This window comes from uncultured Photobacterium sp. (assembly GCF_947502415.1).
Classification (GTDB): Bacteria; Pseudomonadota; Gammaproteobacteria; order Enterobacterales; family Vibrionaceae; genus Photobacterium.
In genome coordinates this window covers 20,321-42,542 of record NZ_CANMZV010000018.1, presented here as the reverse complement: position 1 = coordinate 42,542, position 22,222 = coordinate 20,321, and the positions used below count along the sequence as shown (strand labels likewise).

Here is a 22,222-nt window from a genome sequence, read left to right as displayed (position 1 = left end):
ATAACAAGCGCCAGCCAGGCTGGCGCTTTCCATTTTTTGTACATAAGTGAACATTTTTTGCTACTGATTTTGTTGCAATCTCTTCATGGCTAATGCCTTGTCCGCTTTTTCTTCCGAAACTGGTAGTTTGACTTTGGTTGAAGTCATGTTGACTATATCGACAGTCATTTTTCCTGCTCCAAGAAGTTCATCAACCAGTTTTTGCGAGAACGGCCAATAGTTCAAGGTTGCATCCAGAGTTACATTTCCAGAGATATCTTCAGGCACCAAGAAGGTGTAAACAACGATTGAATAGCCGTTTGGCAGGATCCGGGTATCCGAAAGTATTCTGTCGACCTCCCATACATTGAGATCAACCACATTACCGTTGGCATCTCCCAGCGTGACTTTAAAACTCTGGGTTCCTTTTTCGGTATGGCCGTCAACAATTGCGCCGGAACGGTAGATTGGCGTTTGTTCAGTTGAGTTAACCTTAAAGTCAATCCAGATCTCCCTTCCTTCGGGGAAGCCCGTAGGTAATTTGTGTCCGGCTCCAACGTTCGCAACCTTGATTTTGATTGTTGCTAATTCTCCGGCTACAAGGGTTTCGGGGAGCTCAATAAACTCCATTGTGGCAGCAGAGCGAAGCATTTCTCGCGCAAGTTCAGCACTGTCCGGATCATCGAAGTATTGATGAAGGGTGGAATTACCGCCGGTAAATTCATGGGAGTAAATGTGCTTACGTTCTTTACCCATAACAGCCGATTTACCCGGATTTATATTTCGACCAGGGCCGGGAGTCATGTGGCAATCCTGGCAATGGATCCCTTTCTCGTTGTAAGCACTTTCTTGCCATTCATCATAAGTGCGCTCAATTGGTGTACTGTTGAAGGGATGCGAGACATTATGGCAGACCGAACAGAACTCAGATTTGGTATGCAGATCAGAATATTCGGTTTTGTGGTAAGGGGAGTTGGCATCGGTTCGCGGGCCGAGCTTAACGTGTTTGTCTTTGTTCGGAGACAGGATATAGGCACCGTTATCACTGCCGGCAATACCGACAATGTTATGGCACACTTCGCAATTAACGCCGGGGATATGCTTATCTGTGTCGAATGAACTGGCGTTGGCATTCATGCTGGTCATGCCTATAGGGCTATGGCAGGCGGCACAGAAATTGTCGACTTTACCATCTGTTGCGGCACTTGCTCGTTTGTATAACGCTCTGTAGATCGGGTCTTCCCATGAATTTGCCATAACGGAGCGTTCCCACTGTTGGTAGATTTCGTTATGGCAACCTTGACAGATTTTGGAATCTTCGAACATATCGGGGGTTAGTTTGTGCCCATTAGTGGATGCTCTGGATGGATAGAAAGGTAGTTGTTTTTCAATTTGCTCCTTGTTTAAGAGTTTATGCGGTTTGAGCCATTTCTCATTGTTTGCGTTTGCATGAACATCAGGTGTCATGATTGTTGCCAGACTGATAATCGCTATTGTGAAAGTAATAGTGAATGTTCTGTAGAGTAATGATGACTTAAAGTGACGGCTAAGTTCCGATGGGATGGTAAATCTAGCCGTTGAGATATTATTGTTCATAGACTTATCCGTTGAACTAGTTAGTGTTACGTCAATGTCTAATTTATAAGTCAAAAGATTGTAGATGGGATTGGTCGCGGTAATTGTCGCGTTTATGAAATATACGAGCGAAATTTTTGGTAAAACCAGTTAATAGAATTCTACTTTTAGCAAGAGTTAACAGAAAAAACCTTCTAAAAACAAGATGCTTGCTATGGTTCCTTGGTTAAGCCAAAAGAAGGGGATTCTGTTTAGAAGTTAGCGCATAGAGGGCTTGAGCTCGGAATTGTCTGCTATTTGCTGTATTGAACTCGCTGTATTAAAAAGGAGACTGCTTGTGTTGCGAATACTGAGCAATAAGATATTGCTGGTCGGTGCTGTTCTGATGTTACTACCAGGTTGCGGTGAGGAGTTTCAACTGACAGCAACCCCGGTGAAAAACGTTGAAAAGATTGTTGTGAGTGAACCAGGCCAAGTGGATGTGTATTGTCCGACAGGTATTTGCCAGTTTGAACTTGCCGCAAACAAAGAAGCGAGTGTTACGGTAAATATGCATTACGACATATCCCGGCGTTTTAGCAAAATCGAAGGAGTGAGCGTTGCTGGTGAGCTATCTTCATCGGTAACAATGAAAGGTGAGAATAGCTTTAGCTTGGATGTGCCGGGCAACGTGGAACCATCAAAAGTGCAAGTTGTGGATTATTACCGTAATTGAATCGGTTATTAGCTCGTTAGCTTTTAGAAGCAAGTGCTTTTCGTTTGTGGCGGTTAGATGCACCTGCGGCAGGTTTTTCCGGGATCGGACGTCTTTCTGCAAGCAAGTGGCGAACGGCTAGAATGGGATGCTTGAACAACATCTTTGGTCCTGAATAGCGCATAATTTGCCGGGACCGTTCTTTGCAATCTGCTTTGTAACAGTGGATAGGGCAAACTCGACAAGTCGGTTTTGCCTCGCCATAGGGACAGCGGTCTAACCGGGTAAACGCATACTCGAGGAAATCAGAACACTGCTTACAGAGAGTCGGGGTTTTATGATGATCTTTGCAATAGATTTCTATCATCGCCTCGATAGTCCGAAATTCGGTGTTGAGGCTGCCGAATAGAATAATTGTCTTATCTGAATGGGTCATAATGGTTTCTCTACAGCACAATTCATACTGAAACTGCTCAAACGTACATTTAAAATATAGCTATAAAAAAGACGTCAAAACATGATCTAAATCGTGATTTATATGACAAAATTGCAGAAAGTTGTTATGAATATGAAAAAATAACCACTTTTATCTCAATAAATCCCCCATCATGGGTTGATTTCATTGGGTATGAGCAGTAGTATCCGCACCTCTTTTTTTGTGGTGGTGTATATGAGCAGATTTGAGTGCCTAGAAAGAATTGTCGACGAATACCGTAAAAAAGTTCGTGACGCGGAGTTTAATAAACAGAATGACAGTGAAGTCGCCAAAGTCCTAGTTCTGCTTGTTGGAAACTCTATGTTCAGCTTGGCAGATGAATTTGCAGATTGGGTAAATCGTGGTGGTGATCGTAGCTACGGCGGTAAGTTTTTTGTTTCTAAGCAGCTAATGACGTTGCTGGAACCTGTTACTTTCCGCGGTGTAACTGTACGCCGTGATTCGATTAAACTGTTCCGCATTTCATAAGGACTGTTTATATCGTTTGTTCAATTACTCTCATAAAGAAAAATTGAAGAACATATTTTTAACCTAGCTTTATTTTGATAAAGCGGGGTTGTTAGACTAAGGATGCTTCGGCATCCTTTTTTGCGTTTATAGATTAGATCTGGATCAGCGCTCTAAACTATGGTCAGATATCCGGACTATAAAAACAGACCTTTCTGGATAGGTTGATCAAACATTTATTCAGTTTGGTAGGAATAAAGTCAGAAAAGAGATTTAAGATAATGGATGCAGAATTTTGGCATAGCCGTTGGGCCGAAAACCGTATTGGTTTTCATCTCAATGATATTAATCCTATGCTGACCAAGCACTGGCCAGCTGTGCATGCTGCGCGCGAAGATACCGTATTGGTTCCTATGTGTGGCAAGTCACTTGATATGACTTGGCTTGCCGAGAAACATAACAAAATCATCGGCATCGAGCTGAGTGATATTGCGGTCAGGGCATTTTTCTCCGAGATGTTCTATATTCCGACAGTAATATCATTGGGGAATGGTCAGGCGATTTATGAACTGGATGAAATTACAATTCATTGTGGTGACTTTTTTGCCGTGCAAATTGAACCTGTTGATGTTGTGTATGATCGCGCTGCACTGATTGCGATGCCAGAATCCATGCGTCAGATGTATGCTGATCGCTTATTGTCTTTGGTTAAGGCTGGTGGCCGTATTTTGCTGATCACCCTGGATTATCCGCAGGCTGAAATGGATGGTCCTCCGTTTAGTGTATCCAAAGAAGAAGTTGAGCAACTGTTTGAAGGCTGTAAGATCACCGCCCTGGAGCGTGATGATGCAGATGAATCACACCCTCGTCGTCAGCGTGGGTTATCTCGATTTGCTGAAGAAGCCTGGTTGATTGAGCTTGCTAGCTCATAGTATTTGCTTAACGAGTGGTAAATAAACGTCATAAAGAAAAGGAGCCAGCGTAGGCTCCTTTTTGTTTGATGTCGTATTGTTTTACTTTAAGTTGGGTGACACTGTCACGTTTGAGTGTGACGGGTGCAATGTGTTGGCAGGTGTAATGTGTCAAAGCATCACTTTTACATCTGATGCGGTATCAATGGCATCACTGATTGCTTCAACGATATTATCGCGGCGGGCAAGGGCAACACCAAGGCGACGGCGACCGTTGATTTCTGGCTTGGCAAAGAGACGAAGTTGAGTTTGCGGACGCGCCAGCGCAACAGCAAGGTGATCGAAACGCACATTATCTGAAATACCGTCCGGCAGGATAACCGCCGATGCCGAAGGGCCATACTGGGTAATAGAGTGAATGGGTAAGCCAAGGAATGCACGTACATGGAGTGCAAACTCAGACTGGTCCTGTGATATCAGAGTGACCATCCCGGTATCATGAGGACGTGGTGAAACCTCACTGAATAATACCTCGTCGCCTTTAACAAACAGCTCGACCCCAAACAGACCGTAGCCGCCGAGGGCATTCACAACTTTCTCTGCAACGCTCTGAGCTTCTTTTAGTGCGGCTTCTGACATTGCCTGAGGTTGCCATGATTCACGATAGTCGCCGTCTTGCTGGCGATGACCAATTGGTGCGCAGAAGTGAACACCGTCAATAGCCCTGACAGTCAAAAGCGTGATTTCATAATCGAACTCTACAAATCCTTCAATAATAACCCGGCCAGCGCCGGCGCGACCACCTTCTTGCGCATACTGCCATGCAGATTCAATATCTGCTGGTGATTTGATAACACTCTGACCTTTACCCGAGGAGCTCATAATAGGTTTAACGACACACGGTGTACCGATTCTCTCTACAGAGGCCGCGAAATCATCATATTGGTCTGAAAATTCGTAAGGGGAGGTTGGTATTCTCAAAGTTTCGGCTGCCAGCCGGCGGATACCCTCGCGATTCATCGTCAGTTTGGCGGCATTGGCTGTAGGTATAACATTCACCCCTTCAGCTTCAAGCTCGACGAGTGTATCAGTGGCAATGGCTTCAATCTCCGGGACTACATAGTGTGGCTGTTCTTGCTTGATAACTTGTTTCAAGGCTTCAGGATCAAGCATGTTAATAACATGACTACGGTGTGCTACCTGCATGGCAGGTGCATTTGCGTAGCGATCAACAGCGATTACTTCAAGACCTAAGCGTTGGCACTCTATCGCGACTTCTTTTCCTAGCTCTCCGGAGCCGAGTAATAGAATACGGGTTGCATCTGGGCGAGTAGCTGAACCTATCATCGAGTTTCCTTACGGTGAGTGTTGATTACTGATGCGGATCATACAGGATTCAGATGCTCGAGCAAACGTTTGCCTTTTGTTGTTCAAAGACTATTGTAAGACTTAGGACAGAGGTATCGGAAAACGTTATATCGAAGTGTTGTTAGTTTGCAGCTTAGGATTTGTCAAAGTTATGTCATGATTGACTTACGACTATCGAGCCTGGCGTTTTTTCCAGTTAAATTATGGCTATTACTTGTTATCAGCAGTATCACTATGATGAAAAAAACACTATTTGGATTAGCTCTAACTCTGACAGTTTCAATGGTGGCACAAGCCTCGCAGAGCGCAGGTGTCTTTTTTGGTAGTCCAATGAGCGGAATTCAATATAAGCAAAATGATTTGCGTTTCTCTCTGGGTATTGATGAATTCGGCGTCGCTGTCGATAAGACATTCAATTTGGGAACACTGGTTAGCAAACCTGAGCTTGATAGCATGTACACTTTTGTAGGTGCGCAGTATGTCGATGATAAAGACGATAAATTGGGTGTGCGCTCAGGTGTTGGTTTTCAGGTACCATTAGACAAGGTAGAACTATATGGTGAAGTTGGGCCGACACTTTATGTCGTTGAAGATGTCGATTTAGAGCTTGAAGGTGCGGTGGGTGTCCGTTACCGATTCTAACGATTAGTTTATAGATATAGAAAAGGCGAGGAGTGAGTGTTATACACATCGTTCCTCGCCTTTTTCATCCCCGAGACACTGTTTACAGCGGTGGAAATCGTAAAGTTGTCAGATTCTTTCTAACTTCTAGCTTTTATTTAAGCAGTTGCCTTTTTTCGGTTTTCCCATTGGGTAATGAAAGCAACTGAGGTGATGATAATTGCCGCTCCAAGCCAAAGGCGACCTGGTGGAACCCAACCAAACACCAACCAGCCAGCCAATACGTTCAAAGGCAGTTTTGCATGGTCGAAAGGCTGGACGAATGAGGCATCTGCAACAGCATAGGCCTTGGCAATAGCCCATTGTGCCAGTGCTGTCAGTAAACCAGCACCAAGCAGTAGCAACCAGGTTAGTCCCTGATTAGGAATCGTCAATTCAGGTGCAGCCAGGAAGATGTTGAACGGCGTGATCAGCAGCAACAGGTATACCACCATCGTTGTTGGTGAATCGTGAACCGACATCTTCTTCACCATCAGTGAATAACATGCCCAGAAGAAAGCGGCACCCACCGGTAGCAATGTTGCCCAGGTAAATCCGTCAGCCCACGGCTCCAGAATGATCATCGCCCCGATAAAGCCTGCGAGTGTAGCAATCCAGCGGGCCGCACCTACTTTTTCTTTCAAAAACAGACCAGAACCAATGGTTGCAAATAAAGGAGAGGTCATCAGTAGCGCGATACCCTGCCAGATTGGCACAGGATAGGCGAGAGCCCATAGCCAGAGCTGAATACCAATAACAGACAAAAATACCCGCAGGCAGTGCATACCAAAATGCTTTGTTTGTAATGCATGGCGCAGCCCAAGCGTTTTAAGCCACGGGAATATAGCAATCAGGGCGATAAAGTATTGGAACAGAGCAACTGTCGTCGATGGCAAATGAAGCATTACGCTTAGGTATTGGGCAAGGCTGTTCACAATGGCAAATGCAAGGCCTGCGGTGAGCATCCAGCTGGCACCCTGGATTGGATTATGTTGATGGGACATGAATAATTGACAAACTAAATACTGAGACAAACTTACAGCATCATACTCTTGCCGGAATAAGGATGAAACTGATTTAAAAAGAAAAACCGCCCTCAGGCGGTTTTCAATTCAATATTGTTGAAGTAGAGCCGTTATGCAGCTACATACGTTAGCGGTACATCCGGGTTAAGGGCTTCAAGCGTATTTTGCGTATCAGCAAGATGGCTGATTGTGCTGTTTGAACATTCAACCAGTGCAGCTTCTTCAATTTCAGATAGCGCGTAACCAGACATGTTCATGTTGATTAGTGCAACCTGAAGCGGTGGAAGGCTAGGGTTGAATGCAGCATTTTCTGCATACATACCAACGAAGGTTTTACCGTCTTTAGCTTTCAGTGCAACACCGCTGAAGTTCTTGGTATAAGGAGCGTGAGCTGTATTAGCTGCTTGGCAGGCAACCTGAACCAGTTTTTCAGCTGCCTCTGTTTTAAGGCCGTGGTTAACCTTGGTAAGAAGAGCATCAGTGATATTCAGATCGGCCGGGCCGAATGATTCAGGAAGGTATTCTTGAAGCTTTTTGGCTGCACGTTCCGGTAACTGGACGACTAGCTCTTTTGCCGTTGTCAGTTCATTCATAAACTGACGACAGTGGCCGCAAGGGCTGTAGTTGATGGTGATGTCTTTAATACCGGTTTCGCCTTTCACCCAAGCATGGCTGATGGCCGATTGTTCTGCGTGAACGGTTTGAGATAGCGAAGCGCCGACAAATTCCATGTTAGCACCAAAATATAGACGACCCGTTTCACCCCGGACAATTGCACCAACATAGAAATTAGAAATCGGAGCAACGGAATAAGCTGCGGCAACTGGGAGAAGAGCAACACGTAACTCACTGTCTGTCATATGCGTTTTAGCGAGTAATTGGTTGAAAACTTCAGGGCTCAATGTTGCATCAAAGTTCGCATCTTCCAGAACAGGCTTAAGTGCAGTTGCCAGATCAGATGGTAAAGCGCCTAAAGCATCCATTACTTTAGTATGCATGAGTTGTCACTCCGTATTGTGTATGGAGAAACATTGTAGGCTTAGAGATGAATTTCATGTGTGATATTGATCACACTTACGTAATAGCTGTTGCAGCTATTACATAAATGAGAGTGGTGTCACACAGATTTTGAAATTCACCTCTTTATTTATCAATAAGTTAACATTGTATTCGATTACCGGCACAGACGGTGTTTTCGAGCACTTAGCTAAATACCATTAAAATTACTGGAAACAGCACCGGAGCCAGAATCGAAGTCATTACGCCGCAGATCACAAGTGCCAATGAGCTGAATGCTCCTTCCTGTAAATCTTCTTCCGCGGCTTTAGCCGTTCCAAGGGCGTGAGAGACGGTACCTATCGTTAATCCTTTAGCAATAGAAGCTTCAATGCCCAAGGCGCGAAACAGCGGATAGCCTAATACGGCACCGAATAACCCGGCAATGATTACCATAATGGCCGCAATAGCCGGTACCCCGCCAATTTGCTCAGATACAGCCATCGCAATCGGTGTCGTTACTGATTTTGGCAAGATACTGGCGGTTAGTTGTGGATCAGCACCCAGCATTAACGCAATAGATGAGCCTGTGATCATCGACAGCACACTTCCGGTGAGACAAGTAGTGAAGATGATTTTCCATTTCTGACGGATTTGGGTCAGCTGTTCATAAAGTGGGAAGGCAAGTGCAACTACCGCAGGTTCAAGCAGGCTGTTCAGCCATTTATTTTGTTCAAAATAGGTCTCATATGGAACATGCAGCCACATCAGCAAAGGGATAATAACCAGCAGGCAGATTAATAATGGATTGATAATTGGGTGCTGTAAGCGTTTTGAAACTAATCGGGATACATAGAAGACGACTAGGGTGGTAACCAGCCAGATCATTGTTTTTCCTTGTAATGTGTAGCTAAACCGATAACGATGAATACGACCAGACTGCTGCCGATAGTGCTGAATAAAATTGGTAAGGTGTTGGCAGAGATTAAATCGAGATAATTGATAAGGCCGACGCCGACAGGTACAAAGAGCAAAGCCATGTGACGGATAAGCAGGTTGCAGCCTTCTTTAGCCCAGCGAGGAGGTACAGCTCCGATAGCGAGAGTGAAAAACAGAAGTAGCATACCGATGATACTGCCGGGTATTGCTATGCCGGTAAGATGTTGGAAAGCCTTACCTGCAAGCAGGCAAAGAAAGATGATAGAAAAGGAACGTAGATACGCCATGAGCCTGTATTCCTAGTGAAGAGACTCATTCATCATACAAAATAGTTTCTGTGTGATCCAGTCCACAAAATTTGTTTTCAAATTTGCAGTGTTAGAGGTTTGATACGATCAGTATTCCAATGCCGGCTGCGGCCAGTAACAGTACAGAAAATTTGTGCATCAGGCTGTGTTTAACAATGTGTTCGGCAACAGAACGTTTATAGGGTTTGCGTGTGGTTTGGTTGCTGAGCTTGGGTTGCTTGTCAGAGTCATGTACTAATCGGCATGTTTTTTCAGGTAACGGTACCCGAAAACCGTACCGACTGATCACTTCAATGGGAATCGCCATATCGCCGTTGCCACATTCGAGCTTGCGACTGAGAGATCTGAGTAGGATATTGAGATCACAATTATTGCCACTCTCTTCGCATGATTCCAATTGGATGAAAGTCTTGTCATAGAGTGACTGGGGGCTAATAACCTCTCCGGCAGAGTAGCAGAGGATTTCTAATAAGCGAGATTCATGGACTGTCAGTGTCGTTTCGGTATTGTCCCGCCATACCAGCAAGTGTAGATCGGGCTCGAAGTCCACATTTTCAAAGCGATAGCAACGTGTTAATGCTTTAGTCGTCATATCAACCACTTAAATTCTAACAGGCATACAACATGATTTCTTTTGCTTATGGAGTCTGTTTGCCAAGCTGAATTGAATAAAATCTGATACTTGATTTATCACCACAGTTATAAGTGTTGTTGGCAATAACGCTAAGTTCAAACCGTTACGGGAGGATAATGTCTCAAAAGAAAGCCCCCTGGTAGTGAGTGCCAGAGGGCTTGAAAAATACATCAATATTTACTGATGCTTATCAGACACTGAAACAGGAATGATAAGCCGGCTAAATTTCCAGTTTTCTATACAAGGTTGTTGACGTAATCGAACACTGCCTTAAGGATTTTCATCTTGTTTTCATCAGATTGATGAAGCAGCGCAGTAGATTCTAAGTTTTCCATATAAGCTGGCAGGTTAGATTCGAAGTAATCCTGGCAGTGGTATTTCCATTGCTGCTGCTCTTTGAAATCCAGCGTCATCGGGAAATTGCGCGCGCGATAGCGGAACAATAGTGGCTTGATACGCTTATCATCAACGTTCAGTTCCAGCTTTGGTAGCTCGTCTGCTGAGGTTTCACGAATGATATCAATCGTTGAACGATCGGCATTAGAGAAGAAGCCATCGTATAGCATGGCATCGACATTGTTATGCGGCTCAAATTCACGATCGACGTTGTACAGCGCAAGCAGTTTCTCTCTGACCTCCGGATGGGATTTCAGGATTTGCAGGTGCTTGAGGCATTGTTCGCGGTCGATTCCAATACGTTCGGCATCTTCTGCCTTCAGTGTTTTCGCCGGAGCCAGTACCGGACACTTGTTTAGGTGCACCAGTTTAACCGGAACAGGCAGTTCGTCCGGAGCCAGATCAGCACGTTTGGTGTAAAGCCTTTCGCGTAGTTCGTCGGCATCAAGCTCAAGAAGCGGTGTCGGGTCCATCGCCAGGTTTACGGTGATAACGGCGTTCTTGTTGCTCGGGTGCCACGCCATCGGCACAATCCAGCTGGTGTTACCACATTCAACACCAAACATCCCTGATACGTGTACAAGCGGTGTTAGCTCGACAATATCAATCAGCTCCTGCAACTTGCGTTTGTGACGCAGGCTGAACAGGTAGTTGAACAGCTTAGGTTGATTTTGTTTAAGCAGTTTTGCCAACTCGATAGTTGCGTAAACATCAGCCATCGCATCGTGCGCATTGGCGTGTTCAATACCGTTGGCAACAGAGAGGTGCTCAAGTTTGAAGCTTGGCAGCCCCTCTTCGTTATTTGGCCAGTTGATTCCCTCTGGGCGCAATGCATAGCAGGTACGCATAATATCCAGCAAGTCCCAACGCGAGTTACTGTTCTGCCAGCTCCATGCATACGGGTCATAGAAGTTACGGTATAGGGTGTTACGGGTAACTTCATCATCGAAGCGAACATTGTTATAGCCAATCACGCAAGTATTCGGCTTAGACAGCTCTTCGTGAATGCGGGCAATAAACTCCGGTTCAGATAAACCTTTCTCGTGGGCTTCCTGCGGGGTAATCCCCGTAATTAAACAGGCTTCCGGTGAAGGCAGGTAGTCAATCGGCGGCTTACAGTAGATGACCAGAGGCTCACCGATGATGTTTAAATCCATATCAGTACGCACGCCCGCAAACTGACAAGGGCGGTCAGTCGCCGGATTGGCACCAAAGGTTTCGTAGTCTAACCAGAAAAGTGTTGGCTGGTTTTGGTTGTTACTCATTTTTATATTCACACAGGGGAAAACTGTTATCTGACATCATGATAACAAAGAATGGGGAGGACGGGGGATCAGAATCTTAACTGTTGATACTCAGCAGCCGCTTGGTAAATCTGGGGGGGCTGTCTTTTAAGTATGGTGCTCGCCAGTGTGAGAAAGATGGCCGACAATTTACCGATCTAAATGAAGAACGCTATGAAGAGCTACTTCAAAACGTACAGAGAAATGTCTGAATGCCATTTTGGAAAAATTAGTTATGGATTTACAATCAGTGACCATTGCCTGATGGTTGCGGATTATTTTTTTCCAGCAACCTAAATCCGCACTGTACCCTAGGAACTAAGCAGACCTCCGCCGATCAAAGTTCGGGCTATTTTAGAAGGTGTAATGGAAACCTATGACGGTGTCTTATTTCCTTGGCAAGACCTCATTAAACCAATCAGCATTGCAGCAGCCAACCGTTATATCCAGCTTTCCTCTAGAACACTGGCGTACTCACGATTTCAGGCGCTCATTCTCAACGAGAGCTTCAGAACTTGGGTAATGCCACACGTAGTAGAGAAAATTAGGCCACGAGTGATGGGGTACTGACTGTGTACAACAAGCACGATTGATTGGAAGAGAAGAGGGAAGGGTATGAGTTGCATGCAAAAAAATGACAGGATATTTAGGCACAGATCACGGTTTAGCTGTTTACAGAGTGAATATCATATGTTTTCATATCGGCGCTGAAGATGCGCAATAAGTCAGTCGATGACAATAACAATGGACATGGTGCGTTAATCTTCTTTGTATTTTCGGTTATAAAGGAAATATGCTAACTTTCTTAGCTGAATAGAATGTTGTTGGATTGAAGAGTGATTTAATTGTGAGAAAAGTGTTACTAGTTATTCTAAGCGTTATTAGCTTTCAAGTCTTAGCGTATGATGGTTGGAGTGCAGGAAAAGTTGAGAAAATTAGAATTCAGTCAAATAGAATATTAATAACACAGCAAGATGCTAGCAATCCTGGTAATTGCCCTAACACGGATTATATATACTTGTCACAAGGTGAAACTGCATATCATAAAAACATGATATCAGCTTTGTTAACTGCTTATGCTACAGGTAATAAAGTTCGATTGGCTCTTTTGGGTTGTAGTGGAGGGTATCCGAATATTTCTGAAGTTTGGGTGGAGTAATAAATAATTAATCATGGGTCAACCCCCGACTATGCCGGGGAGACTCGCATAGGTTTACCTTTACTGCGGTAAAGGTACTTTCTGAACTCGACCAAGAGTAAGAAGGAATAACCTATGCGAGATTATAAAAGTTTGTCTCATACGCGATGGGTTTGTAAATACCATATTGTATTTATTCCCAAGAAAAGACAGAAAGTAATATTTTGTGCGATTAGAAAGCATCTTGGTGATGTCTTTCATGAGCTAGCACTACGGCAAGGGATAGTTATCGAAGAGGGGCATTTGTGTACATATGTGCCTCAGTATTCCTCCCAAGTTGTCATTTTCACATGTAGTTGGTTACATGAAAGGAAAAAATGCTATATCGATAGCCAGAAACTTCACAGGTGAGGCGTTTGGGGCAAGAGGTTACTTTGTTTCTACCGTTGGTCTTGATGAGGAAATGATACGAGCTTATATCCGAGATCAAGAAGAGCAGGATTGCCACCGTGACCAGTTGAAGTTTGGAGTTTAATGCGCCTTGGGCGCTTACTTAAGCCCTTTGAGAGCGTCATCTAATAAGCCTCCGGCTTTGCCGGAGGTAATTTAACTAAACTATAGTTCAAATCACCAAGTTGGCATCACGACCTGAGATTGGCGGGCTTTAACTGCATACACGATTTTCTCGAGTTATGTACCTATTGGAAATGTCGAATTATTAGTCACATGAAATGTTAAAATCACTTAATTTAGTCGGTGGTTATGATGTTGAGTTCGTGAGTTTTGTTGATTCAGTAAGTCTCATTTTATTTTAAGTGCTATATTTAACGGAGTAAAAAATGAAGTATTTCATGTTCTTTTTGCTTTTATCAGTATCAAGTGTTGCAAACGCAACAAATTTATACTGCGCAGGAAAGATAAAAAATGTATATATTGACCAAGAGGGTTCTGTGAATATTAAAGGGGAATGGCATAATAGTTGGACTAGAATATGTAACACAAAAGGTGAAGACACCGTTACTTGCTCACTTTGGGCATCGTATGCGGCAACAGCTGTCAAAAACAATCTTAATGTGACTGTGCACTACCAAGTTGAGGATGGAAGTACTTGCGCTTCCTTGCCTACATACTATAAAGCACCAAAACCTCATTACTTTATGATTCATAATCCAGGTTTGTAACTTAACTAAGTCATCCAACCCACTCTGCAGCCTCGAGCTATATTTGAAAAGTGACTTGCAAATATAGGCTTCATTGCTTGCGGCAAAAATGTCAGAAAAAAGTATATTTTGATATTATGGACTGTATGGACCATATATAAAATTAATTAATCATGGGTAAACCCCCGGCTATGCCGGGGAGACTCGCATAGGTTTTACCTTTACCGCGGTAAAGGTACTTTCTGAACTCGACCAAGAGTAAGAAGGAATAACCTATGCGAGATTATAAAAGTTTGTCTCATACGCGATGGGATTGTAAATACCATATTGTCTTTATTCCCAAGAAAAGACAGAAAGTGGTATTTGGTGCGGTTAGAAAGCACCTTGGTGATGTTTTCCATTAGTTAGCACGACGGCAAGGGGTAGTTATTGAAGAGGGGCATTTGATGAAAGATCATGTACATATGTGCCTCAGTATCCCACCCAAGTTGTCAGTGTCACATGTGGTAGGCTACATGAAAGGGAAAAGTGCTATTTCGATAGCTAGAAATTTCAAAGGGAAACAGAGGAATTTCACGGGTGAAGCGTTTTGGGCGAGAGGCTATTTTGTCTCAACCGTTGGTCTTGATGAGGAAATGGTACGAGCGTACATCCGAAATCAAGAAGAGCAGGACTGCCACCGTGATCAGTTGAAGTTTGGAGTTTGATGCGCCTTGGGCGCTTACTTTAGCCCTTTGAGTGCGTCATCTAATAAGCCTCCGGCTTTGCCGGAGGTCATTTAACTAGAGTTGGTATTAAATAACATAAATAATGTCTATCAGGGTGTTAGTTCTGATGGTGGCGATATGTCTTAAATGTAGGTAATGTGGCGCTTGTTTTCCGTTTCATTGTTCAAGTTTAACTTTTTAGAATACTTTTGATGTATAAGGAACTGTGAAATTGCTACTTGCCTTAGAAGAATCTTATTTTATATAATAACTTGTTATATTGCAAAATTAGGAGGAAAAATATTTTGAAAATAGTGAAGGTTATATCAGTGTTATTTTTAATAATGACATCTTCAAGTATAAGTGCGGCCATATGGAGTGGCGGTACTGAGGTGTTGGAGATCTATCCACACACCAATAATAATGTTGACGGAACAATCTATTTCCGCTTTGGAAAGATGGTGAATCCAAGCAATTGCCAACGCTCTGATATGATAGCCTTAAAAAAGTCAAACAAGGTTTCTTCTGAACTATATTCGCTTATCCTTACAGCATTCACCACTGGAAAAAGAGTGAACTACTACGTTGAAACATGTGATCAGCATGGTTATCCAGAATTAATCCATGCAAAGGTTTCAAAGTTGCCTGTAATCTAAATAAACTATTGGATATGTAGGTCTACTTATCTAATGGTTTTTCACCGAGCTGCTTCGGGAAGGTGAGTTGGATTATTTAAATATAAATTTAATTACCCCTAATACTTAGCTCTTTAAAATATACTTAATGTAAGTGATTTCATGAGGCTGAGAGCATGGCTAAAAATCAAGACTAATTTCAAAAAGGTATTTCTATTCATCAATTTATGATAATGTATGGAATTGAGGTTTAATGCCAAAAAAGATTGTTCGAGATGCGTTGGCCGACGGGGTATCGTTGCCCAAATATTTGGAGTCTTTAATGGTAAAAAAAATAAGTCATTGCTTAAGTATAATGTTGTTCTTTATATCTGGGTATTGTCAATCTGAAGTCTATACAGTTAATGACATGATTCAACATTTCAATCTGGTTGAATCAGAAGTACAACAATTTAACGTAGAAGATTGTAGTAAAATACCATGGCTACAAAAAGGCCTTTGTTATGAAATAAAGAAAAAGGTGATATCGAAGCTAGCAGAGGTATCTCCATATATTGGTGATAATGCCTTAATTAAACGGGATTATTGGTCAGGTAAAAAACAATTTGGCAGTAAAACATTTGTTACTAAAACTGATGTTCTTTTACGTGTAAATGGCGACACATCAATAAGCGTTAATAACGATGGTTTAGCTGTTGATGATATTTTTTACCCTTATATTGGACGATTTTATCTAAATGCAGGTGCTAGCGGTGATGGTGATGGATATATAAAAAATAGAGGGATATGCTTAGCACATAATCCATTGAAGCCTTGGAAGTGCGCTAAGTATGCAACATACAAAGACCATTTTGATATGGATTTCTTCGGAAGTGTTCAGTTTGATATAATTGCAGGGCTAACAACAAATGCCAAAGTAATTGAAACACCTAATGAATATATTCTAGTTTTACAACCTGTTTTCAGACTTGTAGCAAGAGATTCTAATGTTAAGATTGGTTATGATGTAAGTGATATTGGGCTAATTACCTCTATTTCTAATATTATTGACATGAATAACTCTGCGTTTGATATGAGTATTAACCTAGCAGCTTTTCACTTTGACCGTGCGATTGAGGACTTTATTTTTATGAATGAAAGTGCTTTGATTTCATTAGCTGCGTCAACGGTATTGACAGATGACCTCACTAATGACGCTATATTCAAAGTATTATCAGAAATTACAACATACTTCTTAGACTCTGAACTAGATAAAAAAACCGATCGTGTTTTATATCAACAAGAGAAGGCTATTAATGATGCAATTAAAGATAAGTTGAATCTTGATAAAGATGGACTAGTTGCTTACCATTTCTCTAAGTCCAAAATTCATGGAACTGCCATTGCAGAGCTGATTCCTGTGTTAACATTATACTTGTGATGTGAACATAATAATCGTATAAATCGATGTGTTGATACTCGGCGGTTTTGATATGAAGCTCGGTATGCTCCACTAGTCAGTGGAGCATAGTTTGTTGTAGGTGTTATATTTTGTTATGTGGTTAATTGTCACGCAAATATAACATGCGGTTTGAGAGTGATTTTCAACGATTAGGTGTTACAAAAGCGGCCCAACGGCCGCTTCCCTCGATCACTTCCCACACCCACCGATCCCTTCTTTCCATTCTTCAACCGTAGATCTCAACCACCGAAGCGGCATCAGTGTGACTGGGTTGGGAAAGCTGCGGGTTTGGTGTCATTTGTAAATGGTGGCTTTACTTATGATCAGGAACATATTCAGTACTTCCTTATGGCTGATCAGTTGAGGTGATGACTGCTCATCTAAGGCTGGTACTGGTTGTGATTCTTCGGATGATTACTCATGTTTATCTTTAGATTTTAAGTGTGACGGTGTTACGTTAACCTGATTTCAGATAAAAACTAAAATCCACGTCCTGTGGGCGTGGTAATCAGCTCCAGGCTAGGCCTGGAGTATCCACTCATGTTATGACTTTTCTTGTTGTCCCCACAACAGAGAAAGGAACAATAACATGAGTAGATTTGAGAAATTATCGTACGTTTTGTGGCATTGCCAATACCATATTGTTTGGGTGCCCAAATATCGTTATTGCGTACTAACTGAAGCAGTTGCAAGTGAAGTGTACAATTGCATTCAGATATATTGCGGTAGGTTAGATTGTCAAATAGTCGAGCTGAATGTTCAGTCTGATCACGTTCATCTATTGGTAAAAGTACCACCGAAGAGATCGATATCTGATTTATTAGGAGTGGTTAAAGGTCGTACAGTCATTCGGATTTTCAAGCAGTTTCCATATTTACGGAAGAAGCCTTATTGGGGCAATCATTTTGGGGCAAAGGGCTATAGTTGGAGTCGACTCAGAAATGACAAGGAAATACGTGAAGTATCCGGAAAAGCTTGAAAAGCAGCAAGAAGAGCTGGAATTTTAATGGTGTGAAATTGGGGATAGCTGCTTGCCTTCTAAGAGGGCAAGCCATCGCCGAATTCTGAGCCTAGGCTGAATTTTTTGCAACAAGCCCACAAAACCATAAATCATTAATTAAAAGAATGTTTCTTACCAAGAATATTATTAATATTGATTTTAAACAAACGTGGATGCCGTACTCTAAGGCATTATATCCCTGTGCTGTCTGTGACCCAAGGGCAGCACAAGGATATAGTTCTAATAACGATATTGGTAATTGCGAGTCATGGGATTCAAGTGATAGCGTTTATAGAAGAGTCACAAAGCTTCGGTAAGGTGCCAGCTAGTAAGGCGCTCAAGCGGACAAAAAGCACTCGAATTTTCAAGTCTAATTAATCATGGGTAAACCCCCGGCTATGCCGGGGAGACTCGCATAGGTTTTACCTTTACCGCGGTAAAGGTACTTTCTGAACTCGACCAAGAGTAAGAAGGAATAACCTATGCGAGATTATAAAAGTTTGTCTCATACGCGATGGGATTGTAAATACCATATTGTCTTTATTCCCAAGAAAAGACAGAAAGTGGTATTTGGTGCGGTTAGAAAGCACCTTGGTGATGTTTTCCATTAGTTAGCACGACGGGAAGGGGTAGTTATCGAAGAGGGGCATTTGATGAAAGATTATGTACATATGTGCCTCAGTATCCCACCCAAGTTGTCAGCGTCACATGTAGTTGGCTACATGAAAGGGAAAAGTGCTATTTCGATAGCTAGAAACTTCAAAGGGAAACAGAGGAATTTCACGGGTGAAGCGTTTTGGGCGAGAGGCTATTTTGTCTCAACCGTTGGTCTTGATGAGAAAATGGTACGAGCGTACATCCGAAATCAAGAAGAGCAGGACTGCCACCGTGATCAGTTGAAGTTTGGAGTTTGATGCGCCTTGGGCGCTTACTTTAGCCCTTTGAGGGCGTCATCTAATAAGCCTCCGGCTTTGCCGGAGGTCATTTAACTTACTGTCCGGAAATGGTTGACCACTACAATGTCTACCTGTCGCAAGTGCTTACGGGGCAAGCGGCTTCGTAATCTTGCCCTGAAAGTGATCTCCATTGATGTTATTCGGTAATCTGATTGAGTGTTATTAGGCGATCTTGATAGATGAAAGTACGTAAACGGCGTTAGCCCAATATTTATCACAAATTTAAGAAATGTAAGGAATCGATGTGTTTAGAAAATTATTTATAATAGTTGTTATACCTATATTATATCTGATGTCATCAAGAGCATATGCATTTAAAGTAGATACTCACGTTTGGGTTGGCCAGCAGGTTATCAATGATCTTGAAGACGATGGAAAATTGAGTTTTAAGCTCGATAACAAAGAGGTACAAATAGCAATCAATGATAATGTAAAAAACGCTATTTTAAAGAATAAATCAGACTTCCTCATGGGGAATATTGGACCTGATGCTCTGCCTGATGTGGTTGTTGGTCAGACTGTTATACATCCAGGTGTAAAAGATGAGAATGGTAATAATATAGGTTGGCAAACGAATGACTGGCTAGAATATTTATTATCAAAATCCTCGTATAATGACAGTGCAAAAGCTTTTGTCTATGGTTATTTGGGACATGCTGCAGCAGATGTATTTGCTCACACCTATGTCAATCAATATGCCGGTGGCATATTTGACCTTAAAGATGAAACTCTGGTAGAGCAAAGACATTTTGTGTTAGAAAGCTATATTGGTAAATACACGCCTCCATTAAAAAATTATCTTGGGCAGGCAATTGGTGCGCCGTGGCAGCAAATAACCCTTGATGATCAATATGCCACTTTCGTAAGAGATTCGTTAATATATAATGATTCGGTTCAACGTGAATACTGGAAGGTGCCAACTGCGTCACATTTGGCGGCGTATTATGAGTTCAGAAAAGGGGTTGATCGTTTAGCTGAAGATGGCATTTGGCATGATATTGATGTTGCTGTTACCAAGGTTGTAGCAGCTTATTTTGATATTCAATTGTCAACAGATGAGGCAAGCCAGGTTGTTAACGAAACCCAAAAAGTGATAGATGAGCTAAATCGAGGTACTGATGATGTGCAGGAGTTTTCTAACAAAGTATACAGCCGATTAAATAAATATGACGATCAAGTGTTTTCTCATTTGTCATCAGCCGTTGATAAAATGCAAAAAGCAGAGAAAAGCTGGTTGAATAAGCATCAGGAATGGCGTAGGAAATTGTTAGAGGTAACGACTGTAGTTCCTAAATCAATTTGTCAGCATACGATACTTGTTATAGGGTGGAATGGGCTACCTAAAAAGAAAAAAGTTACTGACTTTCTTTGTGAAGCTTCACGGAAATTAGTGATTAAATCCAATAATGCAATTTTATCAGCTGCTGAAAGTTTAGAAAACCAAGCTCTAAATTTAAAAAATGATTTAATCGAAAAAACGAAAGAAGTTAGAGTTGAGGTAAAAAGATCCGTCGATTCAGTTCATAATATCGCAAATGCTTTGCTTGATTTACAACAGGTTATAGGTGCCGACGTGTCACCAATTCAGAGTATCTTACGTGGTTGGAGAAGTGATGTTGATTTGGCAATGACAGCCTATGTGAAAGCTGCGAGTCAATCCATAGTTAATACTATGAACCCAAAAGAAAGTGCGCTAGAACCCATAACGACTTGGTTTGACTGCTACCATATGCAAATCATCGGTGTGCCTAGTGTAATTTCTAGCTGTGAGTTTAGATATTCTCAGGCTGAGCTGAAAAAATCTATAGAAAATATTATCCTAATTATTGATGAAGCAACATCACTTGGCGCAACGGTTGGATTGCCTAGCACCGCAGATTTAATTGAATTACAAAATAAGTTGATTGATAAGCTTGTCAATAAATTAAAGGATGAGGTGGCTGAAGAGATTGTTGATATTCTTCCCGCAGAAGTACAGGAAATTATTGAATTACTTGATGAAGGTGTAAATGATGCGTCGTTAAATCAGTATTTTACAAAGCAAGAGAACTCTAGTACGGCTAAAGGCTTAGTGATGATTCCGGACATGGCAGAAAGAGTTAAGGCTGAAATGCACTTAACTTCATCCGGTACATTTGATCCTTCGAAATATGCTGTAGCTCATAATGCAGTGGTGCTCGCAAAGCTCGCTTTGTTAGATAAGTATGATTTTGAAGAATTAGCTATAGCATCTGGCTCAACCGATTACTCTCAATATATGGGCGACATATATAACTTGGTTGCACAGGCATTTGGTAATATTGATGGAAATCACCAGTGGATGACGACACCCCCACCGATTCCAAATTCTTTGAATATTTACCCTGCTGTAGATTACTCTTATTCGTCAGAATTGGGTTTTATTCCATGGAAAGGCGATATGAGAGATAAGTTATTTAAAAAATTGTTTATTGGTCCGTTGTCACCAGGGATTGATTCTCCGTCTTCAATAGGTAAGTCACAACTAATAGGTTCGGAATACCCTTATGAAGTATGTGTTGCGTATCCATACCCAGATAACATTCAGAATAAAACCTGTACTGTTATTCTACTTATTCCTATTCTTTCAAATTTGTTGAACTAGCGAATATTGATATCAAACAATGGCTAACAAAGGTTCTGTCCCATCTTGGTGTTAAATAAATAGCCATTCTTAGCATTATCACCCGTTTTGACGAACGATGACAAACTAACAGGTCTATCAGTGATGATAGACCTGTTGTTTTGTCGCAAAGTTATAAATAAGCGTAAGCGCTCCATGAACACCACATTCAAATAACCTTTCAACACGCTTATCATCATATTTCCCTTAATGAACCGGAGATATGGTGAATGTCGAAACGTCGAACTGACAAGGAATGGCAAATGCTGATCCTCGAGTATTAAAACAGCACACAGACCCTGAAAGAGTTTTGCAAACAACATCAGTTAGCTTGCTCAACGTATTCTGCAAAAAGAAGCCTGATAAAGCGTTCAAGTGAGAATGTCGAAAGCAGCTTTGTTCGGGCGCAAGTCGTTGAGAGCATCACCAAGTATCACTTAGCCAGACCGGTACCAGCTAACATGACACTGTCGTTCAACGAGGTTGAGCTGAGTATCCCTCAGGGCACGCCGCCAGTGTACCTGGCAAACCTAATGAGGGCGCTGAATTCATGAAAGGCCTGATAAACCCGCCAGCCATTTATCTCTACCGCCACTTTGTCGACTTCCGCAAATCCATTAACGGGCTGGCAGCGCTGGTTGAAAGCGAAACGACATTGGCATTGGACTCCGGTGCACTGTTCCTCTTTACCAACAAACAACGCGACAAAATCAAAATACTGTACTGGGACACCACTGGCTTTGCCCTGTGGTATAAAAGGCTCGAAAAAGACAAATTCAAATGGCCAGTACGCGAGAAAAATTAGGTCATAACGCTGACACAATCCGAGCTAG

At 42.2% G+C, this 22,222-nt stretch carries 19 protein-coding genes and 4 pseudogenes; 14 read left to right on the top strand and 9 right to left on the bottom strand.

What is annotated here, in order from left to right; translation table 11 throughout:
* Positions 1–60 precede the first annotated feature (60 nt).
* Positions 61–1,575, bottom strand: a complete 1,515-nt coding sequence (locus Q0852_RS17340) for a multiheme c-type cytochrome (RefSeq protein ID WP_299020053.1) — start codon at positions 1,573–1,575, stop codon at positions 61–63.
* A 316-nt stretch (positions 1,576–1,891) separates the two neighbouring features.
* On the opposite strand from Q0852_RS17340, the gene Q0852_RS17335 reads away from it, so the two are divergent.
* Positions 1,892–2,269 carry a spore gernimation protein gene (locus Q0852_RS17335; protein WP_299020052.1) on the top strand — a complete coding sequence of 126 codons (378 nt, stop codon included), beginning with the start codon at positions 1,892–1,894 and terminating at the stop codon, positions 2,267–2,269.
* 16 nt (positions 2,270–2,285) lie between these two features.
* On the opposite strand, the gene Q0852_RS17330 is transcribed toward Q0852_RS17335, so the two are convergent.
* The gene (locus tag Q0852_RS17330; protein WP_299020050.1) at positions 2,286–2,684 is read right to left on the bottom strand and encodes a nitrous oxide-stimulated promoter family protein; all 399 of its coding nucleotides are present in this window, start codon (positions 2,682–2,684) and stop codon (positions 2,286–2,288) included.
* 234 nt (positions 2,685–2,918) lie between these two features.
* On the opposite strand from Q0852_RS17330, the gene Q0852_RS17325 reads away from it, so the two are divergent.
* Entirely contained in the window at positions 2,919–3,212 is a 294-nt protein-coding gene (locus Q0852_RS17325) for a hypothetical protein (RefSeq protein ID WP_007461536.1), read from the top strand.
* A gap of 260 nt (positions 3,213–3,472) precedes the next feature.
* Positions 3,473–4,123 carry a thiopurine S-methyltransferase gene (locus tag Q0852_RS17320; RefSeq protein WP_299020039.1) on the top strand — a complete coding sequence of 217 codons (651 nt, stop codon included), beginning with the start codon at positions 3,473–3,475 and terminating at the stop codon, positions 4,121–4,123.
* Between the two features lie 150 nt (positions 4,124–4,273).
* On the opposite strand, the gene purT is transcribed toward Q0852_RS17320, so the two are convergent.
* Positions 4,274–5,449 carry a formate-dependent phosphoribosylglycinamide formyltransferase gene (purT, locus tag Q0852_RS17315; protein ID WP_299020037.1) on the bottom strand — a complete coding sequence of 392 codons (1,176 nt, stop codon included), beginning with the start codon at positions 5,447–5,449 and terminating at the stop codon, positions 4,274–4,276.
* A 255-nt stretch (positions 5,450–5,704) separates the two neighbouring features.
* Here purT and Q0852_RS17310 point away from each other — a divergent pair, with 255 nt between their 5' ends.
* Positions 5,705–6,112 carry a hypothetical protein gene (locus Q0852_RS17310; RefSeq protein ID WP_299020035.1) on the top strand — a complete coding sequence of 136 codons (408 nt, stop codon included), beginning with the start codon at positions 5,705–5,707 and terminating at the stop codon, positions 6,110–6,112.
* Positions 6,113–6,249: 137 nt separating this feature from the next.
* On the opposite strand, the gene Q0852_RS17305 is transcribed toward Q0852_RS17310, so the two are convergent.
* From Q0852_RS17305 to sbcB, 6 genes are all read right to left on the bottom strand, one after another.
* Positions 6,250–7,134 carry a DMT family transporter gene (locus tag Q0852_RS17305; protein WP_299020033.1) on the bottom strand — a complete coding sequence of 295 codons (885 nt, stop codon included), beginning with the start codon at positions 7,132–7,134 and terminating at the stop codon, positions 6,250–6,252.
* Between the two features lie 131 nt (positions 7,135–7,265).
* Positions 7,266–8,153 carry a cytidine deaminase gene (cdd, locus tag Q0852_RS17300; protein ID WP_299020031.1) on the bottom strand — a complete coding sequence of 296 codons (888 nt, stop codon included), beginning with the start codon at positions 8,151–8,153 and terminating at the stop codon, positions 7,266–7,268.
* A gap of 205 nt (positions 8,154–8,358) precedes the next feature.
* Positions 8,359–9,036: a CidB/LrgB family autolysis modulator gene (locus Q0852_RS17295; protein ID WP_299020141.1), complete on the bottom strand. Its 678-nt coding sequence runs from the start codon at positions 9,034–9,036 to the stop codon at positions 8,359–8,361.
* Positions 9,036–9,377 (bottom strand): CidA/LrgA family protein, encoded by a 342-nt coding sequence (locus tag Q0852_RS17290; protein WP_299020029.1) that lies wholly within the window; start codon positions 9,375–9,377, stop codon positions 9,036–9,038. The genes Q0852_RS17295 and Q0852_RS17290 overlap by 1 nt, the downstream gene beginning before the upstream one ends.
* Before the next feature lie 91 nt (positions 9,378–9,468).
* The gene (locus tag Q0852_RS17285; protein ID WP_299020027.1) at positions 9,469–9,990 is read right to left on the bottom strand and encodes a hypothetical protein; all 522 of its coding nucleotides are present in this window, start codon (positions 9,988–9,990) and stop codon (positions 9,469–9,471) included.
* Positions 9,991–10,268: 278 nt separating this feature from the next.
* Positions 10,269–11,693, bottom strand: a complete 1,425-nt coding sequence (gene sbcB, locus Q0852_RS17280; RefSeq protein WP_299020026.1) for an exodeoxyribonuclease I — start codon at positions 11,691–11,693, stop codon at positions 10,269–10,271.
* An 865-nt stretch (positions 11,694–12,558) separates the two neighbouring features.
* Between sbcB and Q0852_RS17275 the strand changes: the two genes are divergently transcribed.
* The 10 genes and pseudogenes from Q0852_RS17275 to tnpB all read left to right on the top strand — a co-directional run bounded on the left by Q0852_RS17275 (position 12,559) and on the right by tnpB (position 22,194).
* Positions 12,559–12,870: a hypothetical protein gene (locus tag Q0852_RS17275; RefSeq protein ID WP_299020024.1), complete on the top strand. Its 312-nt coding sequence runs from the start codon at positions 12,559–12,561 to the stop codon at positions 12,868–12,870.
* Positions 12,871–12,984: 114 nt separating this feature from the next.
* A pseudogene (gene tnpA / locus Q0852_RS17270) lies at positions 12,985–13,384 on the top strand (IS200/IS605 family transposase).
* 304 nt (positions 13,385–13,688) lie between these two features.
* Positions 13,689–14,030 (top strand): hypothetical protein, encoded by a 342-nt coding sequence (locus Q0852_RS17265; protein ID WP_299020022.1) that lies wholly within the window; start codon positions 13,689–13,691, stop codon positions 14,028–14,030.
* 254 nt (positions 14,031–14,284) lie between these two features.
* Positions 14,285–14,716 (top strand): annotated as a pseudogene (gene tnpA / locus Q0852_RS17260) (IS200/IS605 family transposase).
* Positions 14,717–15,021: 305 nt separating this feature from the next.
* Positions 15,022–15,372 carry a hypothetical protein gene (locus Q0852_RS17255; RefSeq protein ID WP_299020020.1) on the top strand — a complete coding sequence of 117 codons (351 nt, stop codon included), beginning with the start codon at positions 15,022–15,024 and terminating at the stop codon, positions 15,370–15,372.
* 301 nt (positions 15,373–15,673) lie between these two features.
* On the top strand, positions 15,674–16,771 hold the full coding sequence (locus Q0852_RS17250; RefSeq protein WP_299020018.1) for a hypothetical protein: 1,098 nt from the start codon (positions 15,674–15,676) through the stop codon (positions 16,769–16,771).
* Between the two features lie 610 nt (positions 16,772–17,381).
* A pseudogene (gene tnpA, locus Q0852_RS17245) lies at positions 17,382–17,799 on the top strand (IS200/IS605 family transposase).
* Between the two features lie 475 nt (positions 17,800–18,274).
* Positions 18,275–18,706 (top strand): annotated as a pseudogene (tnpA, locus tag Q0852_RS17240) (IS200/IS605 family transposase).
* A gap of 286 nt (positions 18,707–18,992) precedes the next feature.
* A complete protein-coding gene (locus Q0852_RS17235) occupies positions 18,993–21,371 on the top strand; it encodes a zinc dependent phospholipase C family protein (protein WP_299020016.1) in 2,379 nt (792 codons plus the stop codon).
* Positions 21,372–21,939: 568 nt separating this feature from the next.
* Positions 21,940–22,194, top strand: a complete 255-nt coding sequence (tnpB, locus tag Q0852_RS17230) for an IS66 family insertion sequence element accessory protein TnpB (RefSeq protein ID WP_299020014.1) — start codon at positions 21,940–21,942, stop codon at positions 22,192–22,194.
* The last annotated feature ends 28 nt before the right edge of the window (positions 22,195–22,222 follow it).